The organism is Micromonospora sp. CCTCC AA 2012012, assembly GCF_040499845.1.
In the GTDB taxonomy this organism is placed as follows: domain Bacteria; phylum Actinomycetota; class Actinomycetes; order Mycobacteriales; family Micromonosporaceae; genus Micromonospora; species Micromonospora mangrovi.
The window spans coordinates 4,844,451-4,868,141 of the sequence record NZ_CP159342.1 but is presented as its reverse complement, the minus strand read 5'-3'; the positions used below and the strand labels follow the sequence as shown (position 1 = coordinate 4,868,141).

The following is a 23,691-nucleotide window of genomic DNA, read 5'->3' as shown; positions in this document are numbered from 1 at the left end:
TTCGGGCATCCCGCCTCGGGAAGGGATTCCTGGTACCCCGAGAGGAGAACCGACATGGCAGCGAACCTGCAGGGCAAGCGGATCGCCTTCCTGGCCGCCGACGGCGTCGAGGAGGTCGAGTACGTCCAGCCCCGCGAGGCGGTCGAGCAGGCCGGCGCGCGGGTCGAGCTGGTCTCGCTCAAGCCCGGCTCGATCCAGTCCTTCAACCACCTGGACCACGGCAAGACGTACGACGTGGACGTGACCACCGCCGAGGCGGACGCCGGGGCGTACGACGCGCTGGTGCTGCCCGGCGGGGTCGCGAACCCGGACTTCCTGCGCACGGACCCGGAGGCGGTCCGGTTCGTGAAGTCCTTCTTCGACGCCGGCAAGCCGGTCGGGGTGATCTGCCACGGCCCGTGGACGTTGATCGAGGCGGACGTGGTGCGGGGCCGCCGGATGACCTCCTGGCCGAGCCTGCGCACCGACCTGACCAACGCCGGCGCGAACTGGGTCGACGAGCAGGTCGTCACCGACAACGGCCTGGTCAGCAGCCGCAAGCCGGACGACCTGCCGGCGTTCTGCGCCAAGATCGTCGAGGAGTTCGCCGAGGGTCGGCACTGACCCGCCTGGCGTAACCGTCGTGACGCCGTCGCCGGCCGCAACCCGGCGACGGTTTCATGTTTTCTTCCCCTGCCGGCATGTTTCGGCCGGCAGGGGAAAGAAGGCGGGATGACCACGGATGCCCACGGCCGGGCGGTGCTGCACCCTCGGCAGATCCGCCTGCTGATGTTCGGCCTGATGACCGGGATGCTGCTGGCCGCGCTGGACCAGACCATCGTCGGCACGGCGTTGCCCACCATCGTCGGTGAGTTGGGCGGGATCAACCACTACTCGTGGGTGGTGACCGCCTATCTGCTCGCCTCCACCGCGTCGACCCCGCTCTACGGCAAGATGGCCGACCTGTACGGGCGTCGGCCGGTCTTCCTCTTCTCGATCGGCACGTTCCTGCTGGGCTCGCTGCTGGCCGGGCTGTCGCAGAACATGACCCAGCTGATCCTCACCCGGGGGGTGCAGGGCCTCGGCGCGGGTGGCCTGATGACGCTGGCGTTCACCATCATCTCGGACGTCGTCTCGCCCCGGGAGCGCGGCCGCTACCAGGGCCTCTTCGGTGCGGTCTTCGGGCTGTCGTCGGTGGCCGGGCCGCTGGTCGGCGGCTACTTCGCGGAGACCAACTGGCGGTGGATCTTCTATATCAACGTGCCGCTGGCGATCCTGGCGATCGTGGTCTGCTACCACGTCATGCGGCTGATCCCCTTCGAGCGGCGCGAACACGCCATCGACTGGCTCGGCGCGGGCCTGCTGGTCGCCGGGGTGAGCTGCCTGCTGCTGGCGCTGAGCTGGGGCGGCAACGAGTACGCCTGGGGCTCCGGGGTGATCATCGGGCTGTTCGTGGCCGGCGCGGTGCTGGGCACGCTCTTCGTGCTCCAGGAGGCCCGGGTCGCCGAGCCGATCCTGCCGCTGCGGCTGTTCCGCAGCCCCACCTTCGCGCTGGCGAACTCGGCGGGTTTCGTGCTCGGTCTGGTGATGTTCGGCTCGATCATCTTCATTCCGCTCTATCTCCAGATCGTCAAGGGCGCCTCGCCGACCCGCAGCGGTCTGCTGATGCTGCCGATGATGGCCGGCATCATCGTCACCTCGGTGCTGACCGGTCGCGCGATGAGCCGGATCGGCCGGTACAAGTGGTTCCCGGTGGCCGGCTCGGCCGTGCTGGTGGTCGGCATGCTGCTCTTCCGGCAGCTCCAGGTCGACACCTCGCTCTGGCTGGCCTTCGGCTACATGGTGGTGATCGGGGTCGGTCTGGGCCTGTGCATGCAGTCGCTGATCCTCGGCGTACAGAACGCCGTGGACCCGCGTGACCTGGGGGCGGGCACCTCCTCGGCGACGTTCTTCCGGTCGCTGGGCGGCTCGTTCGGCGTGGCGATCCTCGGCGCGGTGCTGTCGTCGCAGCTCACCGCGCAGCTTGCCGACCGGCTGCCGGCCGCCATCGCGCAGCTCCCGCCGGAGCAGCGGGCCGCCGTGGCGGCCCGGGGCGGGGCCAACATCTCGATCAACGATCCGGCGACCATCCTCGCCCTGCCCGGGCCGGTCCGCGCCGCCATCCAGGCCGCGTTCGTCGAGTCGCTGCACCTGGTCTTCCTGACCACCGGGCTGGTCGCCATCGTGGCCGTGCTGGTCACCCTGGCCATGCCGAACCGGGAGCTGCGCGGGGCCGGCCCGCAGGGCGCCACCGGCGGTGCCGACCCGCTCGGCGGGAAGGCCGCCGCCCCGGGCGGCAAGCCGCTGTCGAAGGAGTCGAAGTCCGAGGCCGCCGCCGAGATGGAGGCGAAGTCCCAGACGATGCTCTGACGGCCTGAGTCGATCATGTAACGCAATCACGGGTCTCGACGTCCATTGAGGAGGAGCCGCCCTCGGGCGTGCTTCCGGCCGGCGCCACGGGGGCGCCGGCCGCGCCGTGCCGGCCGGCCGACGGCCACCGGCGTGGCCCCTTCGAACAAGGGACGTCATGACCTCTCAGCGCATCCGGCGTACCGGTCTCACCCTGCTCTCCCTGGCCGCCTCGGCAGCGCTGCTGCCGGCCGCCCCGGCCGCCGCCGCGGCCCCCCGGGCCGACCTCACCGTCCACCTGACGACGACGGACGCCATCACCCGGGGCAACAACCGGGCCGAGGTGCACGTCGTGGCGACGGTCGACAACATCGGCACCGCCGCCGCACAGGACGCCACCGTCGCCTTCCAGATCCCGGCCGGCACCACTCTCGGCAGCGGCGAGGCGGCCTGGAGCTGCGACGCCCAGCTGGTCTGCACCTATCCCTACGGGTCGGTGCCGGCGGGTGGCTCGACCGGTCCGCTGAGCCTCTACCTCAACATCCCGGACGGGCCGACCGGAAACCCTCTCACCATCGGAGCCACCGTCTCGACCACCAGTCGGGAGGTGACCCGCACCAACAACACCGCGCAGGCCCAGGCCGTGTACGGCTCCTTCCCCGACCTGGGGATGTTCGGCGACGCCGGCGGCGGTTCGTCCGAGATGAAGGTCCAGACCACGGGTGGACAGGTCATGCCCACCTTCTCCATCGAGAACTGGGGCAGCGCGACGGCCGACGACCTGCGGGTGGCCATCGACCTGCCGGCCGGCGCGACCGCGGTCGCCCAGCCGTCGGGCCCCACCGCCTGGCAGTGCGACCTGGCGGCGGCCCCGGTGGTCTGCGTGTCCGGCCCGTTCTACCCGAAGGACACGGCTTCGCTGTCCCTGCCGATCCAGCTGCCGGCCGGGACCGCAGACGAGGTGGTCACCGTGCACGCCAAGGTCACCACCTCCAGCCCGGAGTGGGAGGTGAACAGCAGCAACGAGGTGACCCTGTCCTACCTCTACGTGACGCCGGTGGCCTGACCTGACGACCGGCTGGTCCTCGGGGCTACTTGAGGATCAGCCGGTTGGTCTGCTCGAAGACGTCCAGGTCGGCGAGGGTCTCCGGAACGCTCGCCGACAGCGGCGCGGGGAACTCCACCGGGTGGAAGAACCCGGCGTCGGTGGTCTCGTCGGTGACCCGGGCCAGCTCGCCGTCCCACTCGTCGATCCGGAACGCGGTCGTGAAGATCTGGTACGTGTGGCCGTACATGTTGGTGTGGGTGCGGTCGGGGCCGGTGTAGAGGGCGAACGCGCTCACCCGCAGGGCGCGCAGCCCGGTCTCCTCGTACACCTCGCGCACCGCGCAGTCGGCGATCGACTCGCCCAGCTCCATCGCGCCGGCCGGCAGGGCCCACTGGCCGTTGTCGGAGCGGCGGATCAGCAGCACCCGGGCGGCGTTGTCGCGGACCACGGCGCGGGCGCCGACGAACATCAGGGTGCGGTCACCGGCGAGGGCACGCAGCTGGCCCACGTACGAATCTGCCCAGGAGATGCTCACCTGCGACAATTTACGGGCGTTCGGCGAGGTCGACCGGGATTCCGCACTTCCCAACCTGTGACCGGCGACACTAGCTTGTTACCCATGCGTAGCACGATGATGGACGCCCCCCTGCAGATCTCCCGGATCCTCGAACACGGCGCCACCGTGCACGGCGCGGCCGAGGTGGTGACCTGGACCGGCGGCGAACCGCGCCGGATGTCGTACGCCGAGGTGGGCCGGACCGCCGCCCGGCTGGCCCACGCGCTGCGCGCCGAGTGCGGGGTGACCGGCGACGAGCGCGTCGCCACCTTCATGTGGAACAACAACGAGCACCTGGTGGCCTACTTCGCGGTGCCGAGCATGGGCGCGGTGCTGCACACCCTGAACATCCGGCTCTTCCCGGACCAGGTGGCCTACATCGCCAACCACGCCGAGGACCGGGTGGTGCTGGTCGACTCGACGCTGATCCCGCTGCTGGCCCGGGTGCTCGGCGAGATGACCACCGTGCGGCACGTGGTGGTGGTCGGCGGCGGTGATCCGGCCCCGCTGGTGGCCGCAGCCGGCGACCGGATCGTCGTACACCACTGGGACGCCCTGCTGGCCGACCGGCCGGAGGTGTACGACTGGCCGGAGGTGGACGAGCGCGACGCCGCCGCGCTCTGCTACACCTCCGGGACCACCGGCAACCCCAAGGGGGTGGCCTACTCGCACCGCTCGATCTATCTGCACTCGCTGCAGGTCTGCATGCCGGAGGGGTTCGGCCTCGGGCCGACCGACCGGGAGCTGGCCATCGTGCCGATGTTCCACGCGATGTCCTGGGGGCTGCCCTACGCGGCGTTCCTCTCCGGCGCGTCGCTGATCATGCCGGACCGGTTCCTCCAGGCCGCGCCGATCGCCGAGATGATCGCCGCCGAGCGGCCGACCCTGGCCGGCGCGGTGCCGACCATCTGGAACGACCTGCTGGCCCACCTGGACAGCCACGACGTGGACACCTCCTCGCTGAAGGAGGTGATCGTCGGTGGGTCGGCCTGCCCGCCGGCGCTGATGCACGCGTTCCACGACCGGCACGGCATCGACGTGATCCACGCCTGGGGGATGACCGAGATGTCCCCGCTGGGCTCGGTCTCCCGGCCGCCGGCCGGCGCGACCGGCGACGACGCCTGGCGCTACCGCTACACGCAGGGCCGGGTGCCGGCCGGGGTCGCGGCCCGGATCGTGGGACCGCTCGGCGAGCCGCTGCCCGCCGACGGCACGGCCGTGGGCGAGCTGGAGGTCCGCGGCCCGTGGGTGACCGCGACGTACGTCGGTGACGACACCCCGGACGAGGAGAAGTTCCGCGACGGCTGGCTGCGGACGGGTGACGTCGGCACGCTCTCGCCGGACGGCTACCTGACCCTCACCGACCGGGCCAAGGACGTGATCAAGTCGGGCGGGGAGTGGATCTCCTCGGTCGAGCTGGAGAACGCCCTGATGGCCCACCCAGCGGTGCTGGAGGCCTGCGTGGTGGGTGTCCCGGACGAGCGCTGGGACGAGCGTCCGCTGGCGACGGTGGTGGTCCGCGAGGGCGCCACGGTGACCGCCGAGGAGCTGCGCGAGTTCCTGGGCCGGTCGGTGGCGCGCTGGCAGTTGCCGGAGCGGTGGGCGTTCATCGACGCGGTGCCGAAGACCAGCGTGGGCAAGTTCGACAAGAAGGTGGTCCGCTCGCGATACGCCGACGGCGGGCTCGAGGTACGGGAACTGACCGCGCCGTAACACTTTCCGGCGTACCGTCGCCTAACGGGTAGGGAAGACGTCTTCACTGACATCCCTCCCCAGAGGGCGGCCCCGGCGTTCGCACCGCGCCGGGGCCGCCCGTCCATGCGGGGCGACCCGCAACGTCATTCTCGCGAAACTTGTTCGCCTCTGTCCTGATGTCTGAGAAATCCGTTTCGCGTTATTCCGTCGCACTCGTCGTGATCAGCACCTTGCCGACCACCGAGTTCTCCACCGCCTCGTGCGCCGCCTCCGCCGCGTCCATCGAGTGGTGGTGCAGCGGCAGCCCGGCCGCCTCGCCGACCCGTACCGCGCCCTGCGCGACCGCCGCCGACACGTCCGCCACCGCCTGCGCCTTGGCCGCCTTCGGCTCGGTGTAGACCAGCACGAACTGCCAGCGGGCGTTCGGCATCATCAGCGGGCGGATCGGCAGCCTCACCTCGTCACCGCCGTCGTCGGCGTAGACACAGACCGCGCCGCCCGTCCGGAGCAGTTGCACGTCCGCCGCCGCGTTCCGCGCCGCCGAGACCTCGACGATCGTGTGCACTCCGTCGGGAGCGATCTTGCGGACCTCCTCGACCACGTCCTGCTCGCGGTAGTTGACCACGAACGAGGCACCGGCCGCCGCCGCGAGCTGCGCCTTCTCCGGGCTGCTGACCGTCGCCACCACACAGGCGTCCGCCCAGCGGGCCAGCTGGATCGCCGCGTTGCCCACCGCGCCCGCCCCGCCCTGCACCAGCACCACGTGATCGCTCAACGCCCCGGCGTGCAGCTTCTCCGGCATGAACTCGCCCGCCGTCAGGCAGCGGTGCGCGGTCAGGAACGGGATGCCCAGGCAGGCGCCCAGGTCGAAGGGGGCGTCGCCGAGGCGTACCACCTGGCGGACCGGGATCACCGTGTATTCGGCGGCGGTGCCCCAGGGGCGCTGCCAGGCGGCCTCCCAGAGCCACACCCGCTCGCCGATCCACTGCTGGTCCACGCCCGCGCCGACCGCCTCCACCACGCCGGCGCCGTCCTGCCCCGGCGTCTGCCAGCCCGCCGGCAGCGGCCACTGCCGCCGTGCCTTCCAGTCGGTCGGGTTCACCCCGGAGACGGCCACCCGCACCAGCACCTCACCCGGCCCCGGCTCCGGCACCGGCCGGTCGACCAACTGGAGCACCGACGGGTCGCCGGTCCGCTCGTACACGATCGCCTTCATCGCCGTCTCCTCACCGTCGCCAACTCGATGGAGCGGTATGCCTCAGAGTCATAAATATGCCGGAGAGGCATATCGCTCGAGATGACGATGTCGCCGCCCCCGCTGCCGTTCCCGGATCCTGGCCCGCCCCTTGCGCTGCCCTACCCGGCCGGTTCGCGGTCATGCCGAACCGGACCGCCCCGGGAACCGTACAACCGGGTAGCCGACGGCAGGAGGGGGTGGGATGCGGGACGAACCGGCGCCGCCACCCGGCGTGGAGGCGGCCGGACCGCCACGGTCCGCCGACGTGCGAGCGTCCGACGCCCGACCGCCCGGCCCGGCGCCCCGGCGGTACCTGCCGAGGTCGAGCCGGAGCCGGGCGATCTGACGCCGGCCGGGGTCCCGACCGGCCGGCGAGCGGCGGTCAGCCCGCCGCGACGGAGCGCTTGACGTAGTCGATCAGCGCCGGCGACGGGCCGCCGTACTGCTGGCTGATCTGCTCGCTGTTCTCCGCCTGCATCCGGTAGAGCGAGTCCCGCAGCCCCGGGTCACCGCCGTGGAACGCCTCCAGCAGCTCCATCCAGCGCCCGGCCAGCGCCCGCACCCGCGGGTCGGCCGGGTCGGTGCCCGCGTCCAGCTCCGCCTGCACCTGCGCGATCAGCGTCGGCCACTCGTCCTGCACACCCCGGACGGTCTCCTCACCGAGCCGCGCCCGACGCTCGTCGAGCGCCGCGAGCTGCTCCGGCGTGAAGTAGTTGCGGACCGTGTCGTCCACCCTGCTCACCTCCTCGATCACCGCGAGCAGGTCGACGGGCGTGGCGCCCCCGGCGGACCGGACCAGCGGCACCAGCGTGGCCAGCCGGTCCCGCAGGCCACCCAGCGCGGCGAGCTGTCGCTCCACGTGCGCCAGATGGTCCCCGAGCAGCTCGGCCAGCTCCGGCCCGCCCGGCGTACGGTCGCCCAGCAGGCCGCCGATGGTCTCCAGCGGCAGGCCCAGCTCGCGCAGCGCGACGATCCGGTACAGCCGGTCCACGTCCCCCTCGTCATAGAGCCGGTGCCCCGCCGAGCTCCGCGCGGACGGCCGCAGCAGCCCCACGTGGTCCCAGTGGTGCAGCGTCCGGACGGTCAGTCCGGTACGCCGGCACAGCTCGCCGATCCGCCAGGTGGACGCCACGTCCCACTCCCTCTCGCGTGGTCACCGCACCCTGCGGCGACCGGAACCGACGCTAGGACCTGACGTCGCGTCAGGAGCAAGCCGCGCGTTCCACCACGTCGGGAGTGAGCGCGTCGACCGACGGCAGCAGCGCCGCCGCCAGTTCCTGCGCGTCCGGATCCAGCGGGTAGGACCCGTGCGGAATCGCCACCACCCGCATGCCGGCCGCCGCCGCCGAGCGCACCCCGTTGGAGGAGTCCTCGACCGCCACGCAACGCGCCGGGTCGACGCCGAGCCGGTCCGCCACCGCCAGCCACACGTCCGGGGCCGGCTTGCCGCGCGCCGTCTCCTCGGTCGACAGGGTCGCCCCGAAGGCGTCGGTCAGGCCGGCGGCGGCCAGCGCCGCCGCGATCAGCCGGGTGGGGGAGGAGCTGGCCAGCCCCAGCGGCCACCGCGCGGCCAGCCGGCGCACCACCGCGTCGGCGTCGTCGATCAGCGGTACGCGCTGCGCGTACCGCCGGGTCATCTCCGCGACCACCTCGGCGGCGACCTGCTCGGGGCCCCGGTCGACGCCCAGCTCGCCGCTCAGGTAGGCGGCCCACTCGCCGGTGCTCATGCCCATCAGCCGACGCTGGGTGTCCGGCTGCCACGTGCCGCCGCGCGCGGCGACGTACGCCCGCCGGACCTCCTCCCAGACCGGCTCGGAGTCGACGAGCACGCCGTCCAGGTCGAAGATCACCGCATCCACCACGGGTCCCATCCTGCCGGACGGGCCGGATCAGCGCGCGGGTGCCGGGGTCTCCTCGGCGGCCGGCCGGCCCATCGGGCTCTGCCTCGGGATGATCGTCCGGCAGCGGCGCACGATCGGGTCGAGCAGCTCACGCAGCCGCTCCGTACGCTCCGCGCCCAGCGCCCGCCAGGGCCCGGCCGCCGCCCGGTCGGTGGCCTCCTCGACGGCCCGGAAGGCGTCCGTGCCGTGCGGGGTCGGTGCCCGGTCGGCGGTCAGCCAGCCCCTGTCGACCAGCCGGTCCTCGGCCGCCGCCCACTCCTCGTCGGTCCAGCCACGGGCCATCCGGTGGAACTCGCGGGACTGGTCCACCCGGCACCGCCAGGCCAGCACCTCCACCGGGTCCAGCCCGGTCGACACCAGCGCGCCGACGTGCCCGTCACCGCGGTGCTCGCGCAGCGTCGTCGCGGCCTGCCAGAGCCGGGCCAGCGGATATTCCCCGGCCGGCAGGGCCGCGTTCGCGGCGCCGAGCACCCGGCCGGCGACCTCCACCTCGCCGGCTGCGGCCTCCAGCAGCTCGGCCGCCTCGACCAGGTGCGACTCGGGCAGCTCGTAGGTGAACTCGGCGAGCGCCTGCACCGCCCCGGTGAGCCGGGCGCGCAGCGCCTCCGCCGGGGTGGCCAGCCGCCACACCGACGGCAACGCCCGCTCCACCATGCGCGGGGCGAAGTTGAAGAAGACGGCGATCACCGGCGGTGCCTCGACGGCCCCGAGCGGCGCGGTCCGGCCGGCGAAGTAGCCCCGCCAGTACCCGCGCAACCCGACCGCCTCGTACGCGGCGCGGGCGCGCGGATGGAAGTAGGTCACCGAGTGGACGGACTCGAACTGCGTCCACATCACCCGGGCCAGCCCGAGGTCGTCGTCCAGCGCCGCCACGTGCACCTCCGCGTCGGGTGACAGAGTCACCGTGGGCGCAGCGAACCGCCCACGGTGACTGTGAACCTACTGCCGGTAGGTGACCGGACGGAAGACTGTTGTGACCTACTGGGCGGCGAGCACGTCGACGACGAAGCGCAGCGGGCCGACCGGGGCACCCTGCGGCGGGGTCTTGCCGTATGCCAGCTCGGCTGGGATGTCGAGCTGCACCCGGCTGCCCACCGGCACCCCGACGAGGCCCTTGTCCCAGCCCGGGATGACCTGGCCGACGCCGATGCCGAAGGTGGCCGGCTCGCCCCGGCTCCACGACGAGTCGAACTGCTTCCCGTCCTTGTAGAGCACGCCCACGTAGTTGGTGGTGATCTGCTGGCCGGCCTTCACCGCCGGGCCCTTCCCCTTGATCAGGGTGGTCACCGTCAGCTTGGTCAGCTCACCCTTGCCGGGGCCGACCTTCGGCTCCTTCGCCAGCGCCGGGTCGGCCCCCGGCGGGAGCTGCTGCGGAGCGGGGGCGGTGGGCTGCTCCTGGGCCGGCGCGGTGGCCTCCGCCGACGGGGCGGCGGCCGTCGACTTCTTGTCGTCGTCGCCGCTGTTCATCCAGACCAGGCCGCCCACCAGCGCCACCACCGCGAGGACACCGGCGGCCGCACCCAGGATCGACTGCCGGCGGCGCTTCGCCTCGGCGGCCTTCTTCGCCGCCAGCTGGGCGGCGAGCCGCCGTTCCGCCTTGCTGCCCGGGCCCTGGCCCGCCGACCGGTTCTGCACGCGCTCGCTCACGTCGACTCCCTGCTGGGTGGTGGGTGCGGCCCGGCGGCCGCCGCCGAGACCAGCGCACACGGTACCCGCCCGGACGCCCCGCGTGCTCCTTCGCCCGGTCGGGATCGGACTTCCCGGCCGACAGCGGGACGCCGCGGTAGTAGTTTCTCGACCATGGCGATCCTCACCGACGAAGACCTGGCCCTGCTCGCCGAGCCGCAGCTCGCCCACGTGGCCACCATCGATCCCGACGGCAGCCCGCACGTCACCCCGGTCTGGGTGGACACCGACGGCGAGCACATCCTGTTCAACACGGCGAAGGGCCGGCAGAAGTACCTGAACATCGAGCGGGACCCGGTGGTCGGGGTCTCCGTCGTCGACCGGGCGGACGACTTCCGCACCCTCTGGGTGAAGGGCACCGCCGAGTTCGTCACCGAGGGCGCCGACGAGCACATCGACCGGATGGCGCAGAAGTACCTCGGGCAGGAGACCTACCCGTTCCGCCGGCCCGGCGAGGAGCGCGTCATCGTCCGGATCACCCCCACCGCCAAGCTCGGCCGCGGCTGAGCCTCAGGCGGTCTTGCGGGGGGCGGCCTTCTTGGCGGGGGCCTTCTTCTCGGTGGTCTTCTTCGCGGCGGTCTTCTTGGCCGGTTCCGCCTTCTTGGCGGCCGTCTTCTTCGCCGCGGCCTTCTTCGCGGGCGCCTTCCTGGCCGGCGCCTTCTGCGCCTTCGCCGCCTTCTGGGCCGACCGCGCGGCCGAGATCGGGGTCGGTTCGCCGGCCCCGCCCTCGGGCTGCTCGCCCCGGGCCTGCCGGGCCCGCTCCACCGACGCCTTCAGCGCCGCCATCAGGTCCGCCGCGGCGGCCGGGGCGGCCTCTTCCTCCTCCGGCTGGACCACCTCACGCCCCTCGACCTTCGCGTCGATGACCTCCTGCAACGCCGCCCGGTAGTCGTCGGTGAAGGCGTCCGGCTCGAACTCGCCGGCCATCGAGTCGATCAGGGAGCTGGCCATCGCCAGCTCCGGGGGCCGGACCTTCAGGTCCTCGTCCAGGAAACCGAAATCGGGGGTACGCACCTCGTCCGGCCAGAGCATCGTGTTGAGCAGCAGCACCCCCTCGCGGACCCGCAGGGTGGCGAGCTGTTCCCGCTGGCGCAGCGCCACCTTGACGATCGCCACCCGCTCCGAGTCGGCCAGCGCGTCCCGCAGCAGCACGTACGGCTTCGCCGCCGTCCCCTCCGGCTCCAGGAAGTACGCCTTGTTGTAGAGGATCGGGTCGACCTGCTCGGCCGGTACGAACTCCAGCACGTCGATCGCGTGCGAGGTGGTCAGCGGCAGCTCGGCGAAGTCCTCGTCGGTCAGGATCACCATCTCGCCGCCGCCGATGTCGTACCCCTTGGCGATGTCGTCGTAGGTGACCTCCTCGCCGCAGACCGAGCAGGTGCGCTTGTACCGGATGCGGCCGCCGTCCTCGCGGTGCACCTGATGGAACCGGATGTCCTTCTCCTCGGTGGCCGAATAGACCTTCACCCCGATCGACACCAGCCCGAAGGACACCGCTCCCTTCCAGATCGCCCGCATACCGCGCTCCTCTCCCCGGTTCTGATCAGGATCGCAAATGATCGAAGGGGACGCACGCGCTTCCGTGCGCAACTACAGTCAGGAGGTGTCCGGCGCGCCGTTGAAGCCGATGCTCGCGATGACCGGGCAGCTCCCGGCCGCTGCCGGCTGGGCGTACGAGTTCAAGTGGGACGGGGTCCGGGCGCTCGCCGACATCGTCGGCGGCCGGCAGCACCTGTACGCCCGTTCGGGCGTGGACGTCACCGTCGCCTATCCGGAGCTGATCCCCCTCGCCGAGCAGGTCGACGACGCGCTGCTCGACGGCGAGGTGGTGCTCTTCACCGACGGCCAGCCCTCGTTCACCGCGCTCGCCGAGCGGATGCACGTCCGTAACGCGGCCAAGGCGGCCCGGCTGGCGGCCAGCGTCCCCGTCACGTACATGATCTTCGACCTGCTCCGGTTGCGCGGTGAGGACCTGACCGGCCGGCCCTACGAGGAGCGGCGGGCGGCGCTGGAGGCGCTCGGGCTCGGCGCGGCCCGGTGGGCGGTGCCGCCCCGCTTCGGCGACGGCCCGGCCACCTACGAGGCGGCCGGCGAGCACGGCCTCGAAGGGGTGATGGCCAAGCGGGTCGACTCGGCCTACCGGCCCGGGGTGCGCTCGCCGGACTGGGTGAAGGTCAAGCTGGAGGTCACCGCCGACTTCGTGGTGGGCGGCTGGCGGCCCGGCGCGCGGAAGATCGGCGGCCTGCTGGTCGGCGTGCCCGGCCCCGACGGGCGGCTGATCTATCGGGGACGGGTCGGCGGCGGCATCGGCGCGGCCATCGAGCGGGAACTGCTGCGCGAGCTGGAACCGCTGCGCACCGGCGCGTCGCCGTTCGCCGGGGACGTGCCGCGCGAGGATGCCCGGGGGGCGATCTGGGTGACACCGCAGGTCGTGGTGGAGGTGAAGTACGGCCAGCGCACCCCCGACGGCCGGCTGCGCTTCCCCCGGATCCTGCGGCTGCGCCCCGACAAGCCCCCCGAGGAGGTCGATGATGCCGGCTGACCGGTTGAAGGTGGACGTCGAGGGACGCTCGCTGGAACTGTCGAACCTGGACAAGGTGCTCTATCCGGAGGCGGCGTTCACCAAGGGCGAGGTGATCGACTACTACACCCGGATCGCCCCGGTGCTGCTGCCGCACCTGACCGACCGGGCGCTGACCCGGATCCGCTTCCCCAACGGCGTGACCGGTGGCTCCTTCTTCGAGAAGAACGCCCCCGCCGCCACCCCCGCCTGGGTACGCACCGAGAACCTCCCCGCCCCCGGCTCCAGCAAGGGCCGGGAGACCATCGACTACGTGGTCGCCGACGACCTGCCCACCCTGGTCTGGCTGGCCAACCTCGCCGCCCTGGAGCTGCACACCCCACAGTGGAGGATCGGCGCACACCCGGACATGATGGTCGTCGACCTGGACCCGGGCGCGCCCGCCGCACTGAAGCAGTGCTGCCAGGTGGCGCTGCTGATGCGCGACCGGCTCGCCCGCGACGGGGTGGAGGCGTATCCGAAGACGTCGGGCAAGAAGGGGATGCAGCTCTGCTGCCCGATCGCCGGCACCCAGGACGCCGACGACGTGTCGGCCTACGCCCGCCGCATCGCGCAGGAGCTGGAGCAGGCGCACCCGAAGCTGATCGTGTCGAAGATGGCGAAGAACCTGCGGCCCGGGAAGGTCTTCATCGACTGGAGCCAGAACAACGCGGCGAAGACGACGGTGGCGCCGTACTCGCTGCGCGCCCAGTCGGTGCCGTCGGTGTCGACGCCGCTGACCTGGGACGAGGTGGAGGCGGGAGCGGCGGGGAAGCGGCCGTCGGCGAAGCCGTACACGGCGACGGAGGTGCTGAAGCGGGTCGAGAAGTCCGGCGACCTGCTCGCCCCGCTGCTCGACGGCGGCCCCGAACTCCCCACCCGCTGACCGGCGGGTCGGGCCGTCCCGGCGTCTGGAGTCGCCACCCCGGCAGTGGCTAGGGTGCTCGTCATGGCCGTTCACCCGCCCGTATCCGCCCCGGTCGAGCTGCCGGGCGACGCCCTGCCGCCGCTGCTGACCTACCTGGACGACGCCACGGGAGAGCGGACGGAGCTGAGCGCAGCCCGACTCGGTGAGTGGGCGGCGCGGAGCGCGGGGCTGCTGCGGGACGGCTGCGGACTGGGCCCGGGCAGCCGGGTCGCGGTGCTGCTTCCGCCGCACTGGCGTACCGCGGCGGTGCTGCTGGGGGCGTGGTCGGTCGGGCTGACGGTGTCGTTCCGGCCCCGGGCGACCGCCGGGCTGCCGGTGCTCGAACCGGGCGGCGACCGACCGTACGACGCGGTCCTCGTGACTCCCGAGCGGCTCGACGACTGGCTGGAGGACGTGCCCGAGGGGACCCACCGCTATCTGGTCGGCACCGGTCCCGCCCCGCTGACCGAGGTGCCGGTCGGATGGCTGGACTGGTCGGCGGAGGTGCTGCGGCACCCGGCCACCACGCCGGCGTACACCACCATCCACCCGGCGGATCCGGCCAGCCCGGACGGCACCAGCTACGGCGCGTGGGGCCGGCTGGCGGCGGAGGTCGCCGGGCGGCTCGACCTGCGCGCCGGGGACCGGCTGCTGGTCGACGCCGCCGAGCACGAGCAGCCGCTGAAGTGGCTGCTGGCGCCCCTGTCGGTCGGCGCCTCGGTGGTGCTCTGCGCGCACCTCGACCCGGCCATCCGCGACGCCCGGATCGCCGCCGAGGGCGTCACCCACACCCTCTAGGTCAGGGCGGTCAGGGCGGCGGCGGTGTGCCCGTCGGCGGGGAGGAACGCCTCCATCCGCAGCTCGGCCAGGGAGACGTCCACCGCCGTACCGAAATGGGTCAGCGTGGTCAGCAGCCGCAGCTCGCCGTCGCGGTGCCGCAACCGCAACGGTACGGCGAAGCCGACGTAGTCCGGGCCCGGCTCCCGGGGCCGGTCCGGGGCGAGCGCGGCGAGTTCGGTGACCAGCGCGACCAGGCGAGGGTCCGGGTTGCGGACCGACTCGGCGCGCAGCCGGTCGATCACGTGCCAGGCCCACTCGTCGAGGTTGACGATCAGCGGCGCGAGCCCGTCGGGGTGCAGCAGCACCCGGGGCACGCTCACCGGCGGCACCAGCAGTTCCGGCGCGGCCGGCGCGGTCAGCGCGGTGAAGGCGGCGTTCGCCAGCAGCAGCGTGCCGGCCCGGTCGACCACCACCGCCGGAAAGGGCAGATGCCCGGCCAGCACCCGCTCCAGGGCCGTGCGGACGGCGGCGAGGCCGGGACCGTCGAACCGGTTCTCCGGGTACGCGGGCGCGTAGCCGGCGGCCAGCAGCAGCGCGTTGCGGTCCCGCAGCGGCACCTCCAACGACTCGGCCAGCCGGATCAGCATGGCCCGCCCGGGGCGGGACCGCCCGCTCTCGATGAAGCTGACGTGCCGCTGGGTGGTGCCGGCGCGCAGCGCCAGTTCGAGCTGGCTGACCCGGCGACGGGTCCGCCACCGGCGCAGCACCGTCGCGTATTCGTCGGGTTCGGACAGGACGGTCACCGGACCGTGTCTACTCCCACCGCTGCCCCGCCGCCATTCCCTCCGGGGAATTGTCCGGCGGCACCCGCGGCGGAAAGGTCGACTCGACCGGCGATGCCCGACGGAGAGGACTCGACCCATGCGCAGCTTCCACGTCGATTCGAGGGCGGGCATCGCCGGCCTGGCGGTACGCGAGCACGAGCGGCCCACGCCGGGGCCTGGCGAGGTGCTGGTGGCGGTCCGCGCGGTCTCGCTGAGTTTCCGGGAACTGATGATTCTGCGCGGGAACTACGTCCTCCCGGTCCGGCCCGACGTGGTGCCGGTCTCCGACGGGGTGGGTGTGGTGGTGGCGCGCGGGCCGGGCGTCGACTGGCCGGTCGACGGGGAGCGGGTGGCGGCGGCGGTCTTCCCGTACTGGCGGGACGGGCCGTTGGAGCCGGCGTACCTGGAGCAGTTGGGCGGCTCGCTCGACGGCATGCTCACCGAGTATGCCGTCCTGCCGGCGTCGGCGCTCGTGCCCGTCCCGGCGCACCTGTCGGACGAGGAGGCGGCGACGCTGCCCTGTGCGGCGGTCACCGCCTGGAACGCGCTGGAAGGGGTACGGCCCGGCGACGTGGTGCTCACCCTCGGGTCGGGCGGGGTGTCGCTGTTCGCCGTGCAGTTCGCCCGGCTGCTGGGTGCCCGGGTAATCGCCACGACGGGTGACCCCGGCAAGGCGGCCCGGCTGGCGGGGCTCGGCGCGGGTGAGGTGGTGGACCGGCGGACGTACCCGGAATGGCAGCTTCGGGTGCGGGGGCTGACCGGCGGTCGCGGGGTGGACCGGGTGGTGGACGTGGTCGGGGACCTGGAACGGTCGCTGCGGTCGGTGGCGCTGGCGGGGCAGGTGGCCTGCGTCGGGTTCCGCGCCGGTGAACGGCCCGCGGTCGACTCCGGGCTGCTCTTCGCCGCCGGCGCCACCGTCCGCCCGGTCGCGATCGGCAGCCGTGCCCAGTTCGTGGCGATGAACCGCGCGATCGAGGCGAACGGGCTCCGCCCGGTGATCGACCGCGTCTTCCCCTTCGACGAGGCGGTCGCCGCGTTCCGGTACTACGAGTCGGCCGACCCCTTCGGCAAGGTCGTCATCACCGTCCCACCCCGCACTCCCTGACGACGGCTCGGGCTCCATGATCGCTTGCACCTCAGCGCACCGACACGCCGATCGACAGTGCCGTCGCGTGCAGGCGATCATGGAGCCCTTTCCGCCCGGCCCCGGGCGGGAGCCGGTTGGGTCAGTTGAAGGCGTCGGCGAACATGCCGGGCTGGTAGGAGCCGCCACGCTGGTGCACGATCACCGCGAACCGGTTGGCCGCGTTGATCAGGGCGACCAGGGAGACCAACGCGGCGACCTGGTCGTCGTCGTAGTGCTTGCGGACCTGCGCCCACGTCTCGTCGGAGACACCCTGGTGGGCGTCGGCGAGCCGGGTGCCCTCCTCGGCGAGCGCCAGCGCGGCCTGCTCCGCCTCGGTGAAAACGGTCGACTCGCGCCATGCGGCGACGAGGTTGAGGCGGATTGCGCTCTCCCCGTCGGCCAGGGCGTCTTTGGTGTGCATGTCGATGCACCAGCCGCAGCCGTTGATCTGGCTGGCCCGCAGCGACACCAGTTCCTGCGTGGCCTTCGGCAGCGGCGACTGCTGGATCACCAGGCCGGCGTTGGCGAACCGCTTGGCGAACCTCATGGCCAGCTCGTTCTCGAAGAGGTTGAATCGGGCGTCCATGGCTTCCGTCCTTCGCTCTGTTCCGATGGGACGACCATGAGATGCCGACGGTCGGCACGCTGTGACGGCGCGACCGGGTGGCGACCGCCACAGCCTTCCGGTGTCACACGGCGGCGCGGTCCGGCATCTCGTGGGGGACGCAGTGCGAGTGAAGAGGAGTCACCGATGACGGACACGCCCCCGACGGACCCGGCCACCGAGGTGTTCCTCGCGCACCGCAACCTGCTCTTCACCGTCGCCTACGAGATGTTGGGCTCGGCGGCGGACGCGGAGGACGTACTCCAGGAGACCTGGCTGCGGTGGGCGGGCGTCGACCTGGGCACGGTCCGCGAGCAGCGCGCCTACCTGGTGCGGATCACCACCCGCCAGGCGCTCACCCGGCTGCGCACGCTGGGGCGCCGCAAGGAGTCGTACGTCGGCCCGTGGCTGCCCGAGCCGCTGCTCACCACCCCCGACGTGGCCGAGGACGTGGCGCTGGCCGAGAGCGTCTCGATGGCGATGCTGCTGGTGCTGGAGACCCTCGCGCCGACCGAACGCGCGGTGTTCGTGCTGCGCGAGGTCTTCGACCTCGGGTACGACGAGATCGCCGAGGCCGTCGACAAGAGCCCCGCCGCGGTCCGGCAGATCGCCCACCGCGCCCGGGCGCACGTCGCCGCCCGCCGCCCCCGCCAGGCCGTGTCGGCCGCCGAGACCCGGCACGCGCTCGACGCGTTTCGGCGCGCCCTGGACACCGGCGACCTGCAAGGACTGCTCGACATCCTCGCGCCGGACGTGGTGCTGCTCGGCGACGGCGGTGGCGTCAAGCAGGCTGTGCCCCGGCCGATCGTCGGGGTGGACAAGGTGGCCCGGCTGCTGGCCGGCGGCTGGGGCCGGATCGCCGACCACACGTCGTGGCGGTCGACGCAGGTCAACGGGCATCCGGCGCTGGTCGTCCAGCTCGACGGCGAACTCGACAGCGTGCTGGCCCTGCGGATCGACGACGGCCTGATCACCGGCATCTACGCCGTCCGCAACCCGGAGAAGCTGTCCCGCATGGACCGTGAGACGACGCTCCGCCGCTGACCCTCTGCGTCAGCCAGCGACGGTGCCCGGCTCCCCGACCGGGCGCTCGCGGCCGGCTGATTCAGCTACGTCATCAAAGCTGTAGCGCCCACGAAGGGCACCCGGCGCGGTTCGGCGGGTCAGTCGAACGAGGGCAGGGACGGGCCGAGGACGTCGTCGGCGTCCACGATGGTGTACGCGTACCCCTGCTCGGCGAGGAAGCGCTGGCGGTGGGCCGCGTACTCGGTGTCGATGGTGTCGCGGGAGACGACCGTGTAGAAGTGGGCCTGGCGCTTGTCGGCCTTCGGGCGGAGCACCCGGCCCAACCGCTGCGCCTCCTCCTGCCGCGACCCGAACGTCCCGGACACCTGGATCGCCACCGCCGCCTCCGGCAGGTCGATGGAGAAGTTCCCGACCTTGGAGATCACCAGCGTCCGCACCTCACCCGAGCGGAACGCGTCGAAGAGCCGCTCCCGCTCCTTGTTGGTGGTGGACCCCTGGATGATCGGCGCGTCCAGGTATTCCCCGAGCTGGTGCAACTGGTCGATGTACCCGCCGATCACCAGCACCTGGTCCTCCGGGTGCCGGTCCACGAGCGCCTTGACCACCGGCAGCTTCGTGCGGGCCGTCGCCGCCATCCGGTAGCGCTCCTCGGCCTCGGCCGTCGCGTACGCCATCCGCTCGGCGTCGGTCAGCGTCACCCGTACCTCGGTGCACTCGGCGGGGGCGATCCAGCCCTGGGACTCGATGTCCTTCCACGGCGCGTCGTAGCGCTTGGGGCCGATCAGGCTGAACACGTCGCCTTCGCGGCCGTCCTCGCGTACCAGAGTCGCCGTCAAGCCCAGCCGGCGGCGGGCCTGGAGGTCCGCGGTGAAGCGGAAGATCGGCGCGGGCAGCAGGTGGACCTCGTCGTAGACGACCAGGCCCCAGTCGCGGGCCCCGAAGAGGTCCAGGTGGGTGAACGCGCCGCCGCGCCGCGAGGTGAGCACCTGGTACGTGGCGATGGTGACCGGGCGGATCTCCTTGCGCTCGCCCGAGTACTCGCCGATCTCGTCCTCGGTGAGCGAGGTGCGGGCGATCAGCTCGCGCTTCCACTGCCGGCCGGCGACCGTGTTGGTGACCAGGATCAGCGTGGTCGCCTTCGCCTCGGCCATCGCGGCCGCCCCGACCAGCGTCTTGCCGGCACCGCAGGGCAGCACCACGACACCCGACCCGCCGGCCCAGAACGCCTCGACGGCCTCCCGCTGGTACGACCGCAGCGTGAACGGCCTGCCGCCGTCGCCGCCGTCCTCCGCCAGCTCGATCGGGTGCGCCTCGCCGTCCACGTAACCGGCCAGGTCCTCGGCGGGCCAGCCGAGCTTGAGCAGCGCCTGCTTGAGCCGGCCCCGCTCCGACGGGTGCACCTGGATGGTGTCGTCGTCGATCTTGTTGCCGAGCATGCCGGCGAGCTTCTTGCTCTTCGCCACCTCGATCAGCACGAGACGGTCCAGGGCGCGCAGCACCAGGCCGTGCGCCGGGTCGTTGGCGAGCTGGAGCCGGCCGTACCGGTCCATCGTGTCGGCCACGTCGACCAGCAGCGCGTGCGGCACCGGATAGCGGGAGTACTTGAGCAGCGAGTCGACCACGCTCTCCGCGTCGTGCCCGGCGGCCCGCGCGTTCCACAGCCCCAGCGGAGTGAGCCGGTAGGTGTGCACGTGCTCGGGGGAGCGCTCCAACTCGGCGAAGGGCGCGATCGCCATCCGGCAGGCCTGCGCGTCGGGGTGGTCGATCTCCAGCAGCAGGGTCTTGTCCGACTGCACGATCAGTGGTCCACCGCTCAAGACAGTGTCCTCTCCCTTGCCGAAAGCGTCGCCCGATCCCGGCTGACCTGCCGAAGGCCGACCATCCAGTGTTGCACGCCGCGCGGGGTCCGGAAAAAGTTGCGCGCGACAGGCAACGTGATGGTCATCCCGTACGTCTAGGAAGCGGGACGACTGTCAATGGAGGACCCATGCCGCGTGTCCGTTTCGTCGCTCGGGTCGTCGCCCTGGCAGTTGTCGTGTTGGCCGGCGTCGGAGCGTGCGCGCTCGATCCGCAGGGCGACGGGTCCGGTGCCGCCGCGCCGGCACCCGTCGGCGTGACGGAACAGGCATCGGGGGCGAGCGCGCCGCCCGCGCCGAGCCGGCGACCCACCGCGTCCCCGACCCCGGTGCCGAGCCGCACCGCCACCCCGACCCCCAGCCGTACGCCGAGCGCCAAGCCGAAGCCGACGGGGTTCACCGGCTGCCCGGAGGGTGAGCACCAGCGGGCCGTGGAGACGTACCTGACGCGGTTGGGCGGGTTCGGGAAGCTGACCGTCGACGGGAAGCAGTCCGCCGCCGACTGCGCCGCGATCAAGAAGTTCCAGCGCCGGTACGGCATCAGCCCCGCCGCCGGTCGCGCCGGCGCCACCACGTACGACGTGGCGAAGCGGCTCGCCGACACCGACGTACACCGGTGCAAGGGCGGGTCGGGGCTGACCTTCTGCGTCGACCTGACCCGGCAGACCGTCTGGGCGATGCGGGGCGGCACGGTCGTGCTCGGCCCGACCGTCACCCGCACCGGCATGGCCGGGTACGCCACCCCGGCCGGCACGTACTCCGTCGGCGGGCGGAACCTGAAGGAGTGGTCCAACCCGTACGAGGTGTGGCTGCCGTACTGGCAGCAGTTCAACGGCGGGATCGGCTTCCACGAGACCACGACGTACCTGCACAACTCGGCGATCGGGTCGCACGGCTGCGTCAACCTGCTGCACGCCGACGCGGTCCGGCTCTGGGAGCTGGGCTCCGTCGGCACCCGGGTCGTCGTGATGGGCCGCCGCCCGGGCACCTGATCCGGCCGGCCCGGTCCGCCGGCCGGGCGGCTCAGTCCTCCAGCACGGCGGCGGTGATCCGGTGCAGGGCGAAGGTGTGCAGCATCTCCGTCCGCTCGTCCTCCGCGCGCAGGTAACCCGCGCCGATCGACACCGGCCGCAGCAGCCGGGACGCGGTCGCCCCGTGCGCGTCGACGTACCCGACCCAGACCAGCGCCTTGTCCCGGACCGCCTGCTGGAGCACCGCGAGCGCCTCGTTGTGCCCGTGCGCGGGCGCCGGACCGGTACGCGCCGCGCCGCCCCGGACCACCGCCGGGGCCCGCCGGGCCGCCCGCGCCGCCGCCTCGCCGCGCCGGATCTGCTCCACCACGCCCAGCAGTCGGGGCAGCGGCAGCTTCGGGGTGGCCAGCGGGTCGAGGCTGCGGGTGGTCACCGGCACCCGGGCGGGCGCCCGCCGGGTCTTCGGCCGGGCCAGCACCGCCGCGCCGCTGGCGTCCTCCGGCACCGGCGCGTACCCGGCGTCGCGGAGCGCGAGCAGCATCCGCTGCACCTGGTACGGGGTGGCCAGCACCGTCGGCGCGAGCCGCCGGAACGCCAGCGGCTCCAACCGCCGGTCCGCCAGCACCTCGGTGAGCAGCGCCTCGTCGTCGCTGCGGACGTACCCACCGGCGGAGCCGACCCGCAGGCCGCCGTGCTTGCGGGCCACGTCGTCCACCAGATAGGTCAACCCCTGCGGGATCGGCGTACGCGACCGGCGGCGGAACAGGGCGTGCAGGTCGTCGGCGGTGTAACCGGCGTCCAGGGCGCGCCGCACACTGGCCGTGGTGACCCGGTGCACGCTCGCCCCACCGGCCGACTCGTGCTCGGCCACCACCTCCAGCTCACCGGCGAGCGCCGGATCGGGCGGGCCGGGCACCACCACGGTCAGGTCGGCCTGCACCAGGAAGTGGTCCACCGGGGCGGGCAGCAGCCCGTCCAGTGCCCGGACGGCCGTCGACGGGTCACCCGACTCCGCCTCGGAGCGCAGTCCGAGCGGGTCGTCCCCGCCCCGCTCGTCGGCCTCGGCCACGTCGGCCAGCAGCAGCCGCCCGTACGACGTCAGCGCGCCGAGCCCGGTCACGCCGAGCTGGGCCGCCTCGGCCAGCACCTCCCGGTGCGCGGTCTCCCGCCCCCGGGCGCGCCGGGGCGCCCGCCAGTCCAGCAGCTCCAGCACCTCGTCCGGGGTGGGCGCGGTGGCCGGCTCCAGGTCGGCCAGCACCCCCAGTACGGCCCGTCGGGCGGCCGGCGCGCCGGCCCGTTCCGCCTCGGCGGAGAGGACCGAGATCGGCCGGTCCCGCTCGTCCCGTTGACCGACCAACCCCACCTGCCGGGTCATCCCCAGCCAGGCCCGGGCCAGGTGCTCCCAGCGCTGGGCGAGCGAGCCCGCGCGCCACACCTCGTACCCGCCGGTGGGGAGGATCTGCTGGTCGCCGCCGTAGCGGGCGCTGGCGCTCCCGGTCAGCTCCAGCTCGCCGACCAGCCCCGCCGCGTACGCCACCTCGAACAGCAGCGCGGTCGTCGGGTCGTCCAGCCCGAGGGCCCGGGCGAGTCGGCGCAGGTCACGGACGCCCACTCCGCCGGAGCGGAGCACCGGGGCCGGTTCGGCGGCGAGGCTCTCCAGCAGCGCCTCGGTGTGGCGTACCACCTCCATGGTCTGCCCCGCGCCGGCCGAGTCGACGGCCTTCGGCTCGCGCGTCGGGCTCGCCACCACGGGCGGGCTGGTCCGCAGCGGGCCGAGCGGGCCGCTGTCGCGGCGCAGCAGCAGGCCGACCTCGCGGGGCAGCTCGACGGTGCCGCTGCCGCGCCCCGCCGAGACCGGGACGAGCAGCCGGTTGTCGACCAGCCAGCGGATCGGCGAGCCGGTCGGCGCGCCCCCGTTGGTGTCGTCCGGGGGGAGGCTGTCCTCCGCGCCGACGGCGGGGGCCTGGAGCGCGCCCTGGGGCACGCTGCCGACCGGAGGTCCGGCCGCGAGCCGGTCCAGGATCGCCCGCGCCGACGGGGGAGCGGCCAGCAGCGTCCGCCGCAGCTTCGCCGGGTCCGCGCAGAGGGCCGCCGTGCGTGAGTCCAGCTCCGCCGCCGGTCGGCCCAGACCCGCCGGGTACGGGGCGACCTCGTCGACGCCGCCCACCACGCGCAGCTCGTGCTCGGGGCCGTACAGCAGGAAGAGCGCGCGAAGCTTGTTCACCGCGCCCCGGACGTCGGTCGGGGCGGGCGGGTGCGGACCGGCGGTGGCCATGGCCAGGATCGCCTCGGTGGCGGTGCTGCCCGCCTGCGGATCACGGGTGAGCCGGGCGGCGTCCAGGATCAGCAGGGTGAACTGGTCCAGCCCGTCGAGGGCGCGGGCCACGGAGACCCGGGACTGGGCGCGGATGGCGAGGGCGGAGACGTCGGCCGGCACCGGCACGACGAGGTCGGGCCGCAGTTGGAGCAGGGCGGCCAGGGACTCGTCGGGCAGGGTCCGCAGATGGTCGGCGAGTGAGGTGGTCATCGTCGTTCCACGCTAGCCCG

At 73.1% G+C, this 23,691-nt stretch carries 22 protein-coding genes; 11 read left to right on the top strand and 11 right to left on the bottom strand.

Annotated elements, in window-relative coordinates; all coding sequences use genetic code 11:
* Positions 1 to 54: 54 nt before the first annotated feature.
* The 3 genes from ABUL08_RS21635 (at position 55) to ABUL08_RS21625 (ending at position 3,433) form a co-directional block, all read left to right on the top strand.
* Positions 55 to 603: a type 1 glutamine amidotransferase domain-containing protein gene (locus ABUL08_RS21635; protein WP_350931789.1), complete on the top strand. Its 549-nt coding sequence runs from the start codon at positions 55 to 57 to the stop codon at positions 601 to 603.
* Positions 604 to 711: 108 nt separating this feature from the next.
* The gene (locus ABUL08_RS21630; protein ID WP_350931788.1) at positions 712 to 2,388 is read left to right on the top strand and encodes an MDR family MFS transporter; all 1,677 of its coding nucleotides are present in this window, start codon (positions 712 to 714) and stop codon (positions 2,386 to 2,388) included.
* A 157-nt stretch (positions 2,389 to 2,545) separates the two neighbouring features.
* A complete protein-coding gene (locus ABUL08_RS21625; RefSeq protein WP_350931787.1) occupies positions 2,546 to 3,433 on the top strand; it encodes a COG1361 family protein in 888 nt (295 codons plus the stop codon).
* A 25-nt stretch (positions 3,434 to 3,458) separates the two neighbouring features.
* Here the strand turns inward: ABUL08_RS21625 and ABUL08_RS21620 are convergent, their stop codons facing one another.
* The gene (locus tag ABUL08_RS21620; RefSeq protein ID WP_242796162.1) at positions 3,459 to 3,950 is read right to left on the bottom strand and encodes an NUDIX domain-containing protein; all 492 of its coding nucleotides are present in this window, start codon (positions 3,948 to 3,950) and stop codon (positions 3,459 to 3,461) included.
* Positions 3,951 to 4,049: 99 nt separating this feature from the next.
* On the opposite strand from ABUL08_RS21620, the gene ABUL08_RS21615 reads away from it, so the two are divergent.
* Entirely contained in the window at positions 4,050 to 5,684 is a 1,635-nt protein-coding gene (locus tag ABUL08_RS21615) for a fatty acid--CoA ligase (protein ID WP_350938757.1), read from the top strand.
* Between the two features lie 181 nt (positions 5,685 to 5,865).
* Here ABUL08_RS21615 and ABUL08_RS21610 read toward each other — a convergent pair whose 3' ends face one another.
* The 5 genes from ABUL08_RS21610 to ABUL08_RS21590 form a co-directional block, all read right to left on the bottom strand.
* The gene (locus ABUL08_RS21610) at positions 5,866 to 6,882 is read right to left on the bottom strand and encodes an NADPH:quinone reductase (RefSeq protein ID WP_350931786.1); all 1,017 of its coding nucleotides are present in this window, start codon (positions 6,880 to 6,882) and stop codon (positions 5,866 to 5,868) included.
* 403 nt (positions 6,883 to 7,285) lie between these two features.
* Complete coding sequence (locus ABUL08_RS21605; RefSeq protein ID WP_350931785.1) at positions 7,286 to 8,035, bottom strand: MerR family transcriptional regulator; 750 nt, start codon at positions 8,033 to 8,035, stop codon at positions 7,286 to 7,288.
* 70 nt (positions 8,036 to 8,105) lie between these two features.
* Positions 8,106 to 8,765, bottom strand: coding sequence for an HAD family hydrolase (locus ABUL08_RS21600; RefSeq protein ID WP_350931784.1), 660 nt, complete (start codon positions 8,763 to 8,765; stop codon positions 8,106 to 8,108).
* 27 nt (positions 8,766 to 8,792) lie between these two features.
* On the bottom strand, positions 8,793 to 9,668 hold the full coding sequence (locus ABUL08_RS21595) for an SCO6745 family protein (protein ID WP_449288911.1): 876 nt from the start codon (positions 9,666 to 9,668) through the stop codon (positions 8,793 to 8,795).
* Positions 9,669 to 9,782: 114 nt separating this feature from the next.
* On the bottom strand, positions 9,783 to 10,451 hold the full coding sequence (locus ABUL08_RS21590) for an FKBP-type peptidyl-prolyl cis-trans isomerase (protein WP_350931782.1): 669 nt from the start codon (positions 10,449 to 10,451) through the stop codon (positions 9,783 to 9,785).
* Positions 10,452 to 10,604: 153 nt separating this feature from the next.
* Here ABUL08_RS21590 and ABUL08_RS21585 point away from each other — a divergent pair, with 153 nt between their 5' ends.
* The gene (locus ABUL08_RS21585; protein ID WP_350931781.1) at positions 10,605 to 10,997 is read left to right on the top strand and encodes a PPOX class F420-dependent oxidoreductase; all 393 of its coding nucleotides are present in this window, start codon (positions 10,605 to 10,607) and stop codon (positions 10,995 to 10,997) included.
* Positions 10,998 to 11,000: 3 nt separating this feature from the next.
* On the opposite strand, the gene ku is transcribed toward ABUL08_RS21585, so the two are convergent.
* Positions 11,001 to 12,008, bottom strand: a complete 1,008-nt coding sequence (ku, locus tag ABUL08_RS21580; protein WP_350931780.1) for a non-homologous end joining protein Ku — start codon at positions 12,006 to 12,008, stop codon at positions 11,001 to 11,003.
* 85 nt (positions 12,009 to 12,093) lie between these two features.
* Here ku and ligD (ABUL08_RS21575) point away from each other — a divergent pair, with 85 nt between their 5' ends.
* The 3 genes from ligD (ABUL08_RS21575) (at position 12,094) to ABUL08_RS21565 (ending at position 14,755) form a co-directional block, all read left to right on the top strand.
* Entirely contained in the window at positions 12,094 to 13,032 is a 939-nt protein-coding gene (gene ligD / locus ABUL08_RS21575) for a non-homologous end-joining DNA ligase (protein ID WP_350931779.1), read from the top strand.
* Positions 13,022 to 13,936, top strand: a complete 915-nt coding sequence (gene ligD, locus ABUL08_RS21570) for a non-homologous end-joining DNA ligase (RefSeq protein ID WP_350931778.1) — start codon at positions 13,022 to 13,024, stop codon at positions 13,934 to 13,936. The genes ligD (ABUL08_RS21575) and ligD (ABUL08_RS21570) overlap by 11 nt, the downstream gene beginning before the upstream one ends.
* Positions 13,937 to 13,999: 63 nt before the next feature.
* The gene (locus tag ABUL08_RS21565) at positions 14,000 to 14,755 is read left to right on the top strand and encodes a TIGR03089 family protein (RefSeq protein WP_350931777.1); all 756 of its coding nucleotides are present in this window, start codon (positions 14,000 to 14,002) and stop codon (positions 14,753 to 14,755) included.
* On the opposite strand, the gene ABUL08_RS21560 is transcribed toward ABUL08_RS21565, so the two are convergent.
* Positions 14,752 to 15,540 (bottom strand): helix-turn-helix domain-containing protein, encoded by a 789-nt coding sequence (locus ABUL08_RS21560; RefSeq protein WP_350931776.1) that lies wholly within the window; start codon positions 15,538 to 15,540, stop codon positions 14,752 to 14,754. The genes ABUL08_RS21565 and ABUL08_RS21560 overlap by 4 nt on opposite strands.
* 118 nt (positions 15,541 to 15,658) lie before the next feature.
* Between ABUL08_RS21560 and ABUL08_RS21555 the strand changes: the two genes are divergently transcribed.
* Positions 15,659 to 16,666, top strand: a complete 1,008-nt coding sequence (locus ABUL08_RS21555; protein WP_350931775.1) for a zinc-dependent alcohol dehydrogenase family protein — start codon at positions 15,659 to 15,661, stop codon at positions 16,664 to 16,666.
* Positions 16,667 to 16,787: 121 nt separating this feature from the next.
* On the opposite strand, the gene ABUL08_RS21550 is transcribed toward ABUL08_RS21555, so the two are convergent.
* Positions 16,788 to 17,273, bottom strand: coding sequence for a carboxymuconolactone decarboxylase family protein (locus tag ABUL08_RS21550; protein ID WP_350931774.1), 486 nt, complete (start codon positions 17,271 to 17,273; stop codon positions 16,788 to 16,790).
* Positions 17,274 to 17,438: 165 nt separating this feature from the next.
* Here ABUL08_RS21550 and ABUL08_RS21545 point away from each other — a divergent pair, with 165 nt between their 5' ends.
* The gene (locus ABUL08_RS21545; RefSeq protein WP_350931772.1) at positions 17,439 to 18,335 is read left to right on the top strand and encodes an RNA polymerase sigma-70 factor; all 897 of its coding nucleotides are present in this window, start codon (positions 17,439 to 17,441) and stop codon (positions 18,333 to 18,335) included.
* A gap of 119 nt (positions 18,336 to 18,454) precedes the next feature.
* Here ABUL08_RS21545 and ABUL08_RS21540 read toward each other — a convergent pair whose 3' ends face one another.
* On the bottom strand, positions 18,455 to 20,134 hold the full coding sequence (locus ABUL08_RS21540; protein WP_350931771.1) for a DNA repair helicase XPB: 1,680 nt from the start codon (positions 20,132 to 20,134) through the stop codon (positions 18,455 to 18,457).
* 170 nt (positions 20,135 to 20,304) lie between these two features.
* Between ABUL08_RS21540 and ABUL08_RS21535 the strand changes: the two genes are divergently transcribed.
* Positions 20,305 to 21,165, top strand: coding sequence for a L,D-transpeptidase family protein (locus ABUL08_RS21535; protein ID WP_350931770.1), 861 nt, complete (start codon positions 20,305 to 20,307; stop codon positions 21,163 to 21,165).
* A gap of 31 nt (positions 21,166 to 21,196) precedes the next feature.
* On the opposite strand, the gene ABUL08_RS21530 is transcribed toward ABUL08_RS21535, so the two are convergent.
* Positions 21,197 to 23,671, bottom strand: a complete 2,475-nt coding sequence (locus ABUL08_RS21530) for a helicase-associated domain-containing protein (RefSeq protein ID WP_350931768.1) — start codon at positions 23,669 to 23,671, stop codon at positions 21,197 to 21,199.
* Between the last annotated feature and the right edge of the window lie 20 nt (positions 23,672 to 23,691).

Bases quoted from the DNA above. Each gene is read 5' to 3' on its own strand.
- ABUL08_RS21550 (WP_350931774.1), bottom strand. From the start codon at position 17,273: ATGGACGCCCGATTCAACCTCTTCGAGAACGAGCTGGCCATGAGGTTC.
- ABUL08_RS21530 (WP_350931768.1), bottom strand. From the start codon at position 23,671: ATGACCACCTCACTCGCCGACCATCTGCGGACCCTGCCCGACGAGTCC.
- ligD (WP_350931778.1), top strand. From the start codon at position 13,022: ATGCCGGCTGACCGGTTGAAGGTGGACGTCGAGGGACGCTCGCTGGAA.
- ABUL08_RS21635 (WP_350931789.1), top strand. From the start codon at position 55: ATGGCAGCGAACCTGCAGGGCAAGCGGATCGCCTTCCTGGCCGCCGAC.
- ABUL08_RS21625 (WP_350931787.1), top strand. From the start codon at position 2,546: ATGACCTCTCAGCGCATCCGGCGTACCGGTCTCACCCTGCTCTCCCTG.
- ku (WP_350931780.1), bottom strand. From the start codon at position 12,008: ATGCGGGCGATCTGGAAGGGAGCGGTGTCCTTCGGGCTGGTGTCGATC.
- ABUL08_RS21585 (WP_350931781.1), top strand. From the start codon at position 10,605: ATGGCGATCCTCACCGACGAAGACCTGGCCCTGCTCGCCGAGCCGCAG.
- ABUL08_RS21535 (WP_350931770.1), top strand. From the start codon at position 20,305: ATGCCGCGTGTCCGTTTCGTCGCTCGGGTCGTCGCCCTGGCAGTTGTC.
- ABUL08_RS21555 (WP_350931775.1), top strand. From the start codon at position 15,659: ATGCGCAGCTTCCACGTCGATTCGAGGGCGGGCATCGCCGGCCTGGCG.
- ABUL08_RS21545 (WP_350931772.1), top strand. From the start codon at position 17,439: ATGACGGACACGCCCCCGACGGACCCGGCCACCGAGGTGTTCCTCGCG.
- ABUL08_RS21610 (WP_350931786.1), bottom strand. From the start codon at position 6,882: ATGAAGGCGATCGTGTACGAGCGGACCGGCGACCCGTCGGTGCTCCAG.
- ABUL08_RS21630 (WP_350931788.1), top strand. From the start codon at position 712: ATGACCACGGATGCCCACGGCCGGGCGGTGCTGCACCCTCGGCAGATC.
- ABUL08_RS21615 (WP_350938757.1), top strand. From the start codon at position 4,050: ATGGACGCCCCCCTGCAGATCTCCCGGATCCTCGAACACGGCGCCACC.
- ABUL08_RS21565 (WP_350931777.1), top strand. From the start codon at position 14,000: ATGGCCGTTCACCCGCCCGTATCCGCCCCGGTCGAGCTGCCGGGCGAC.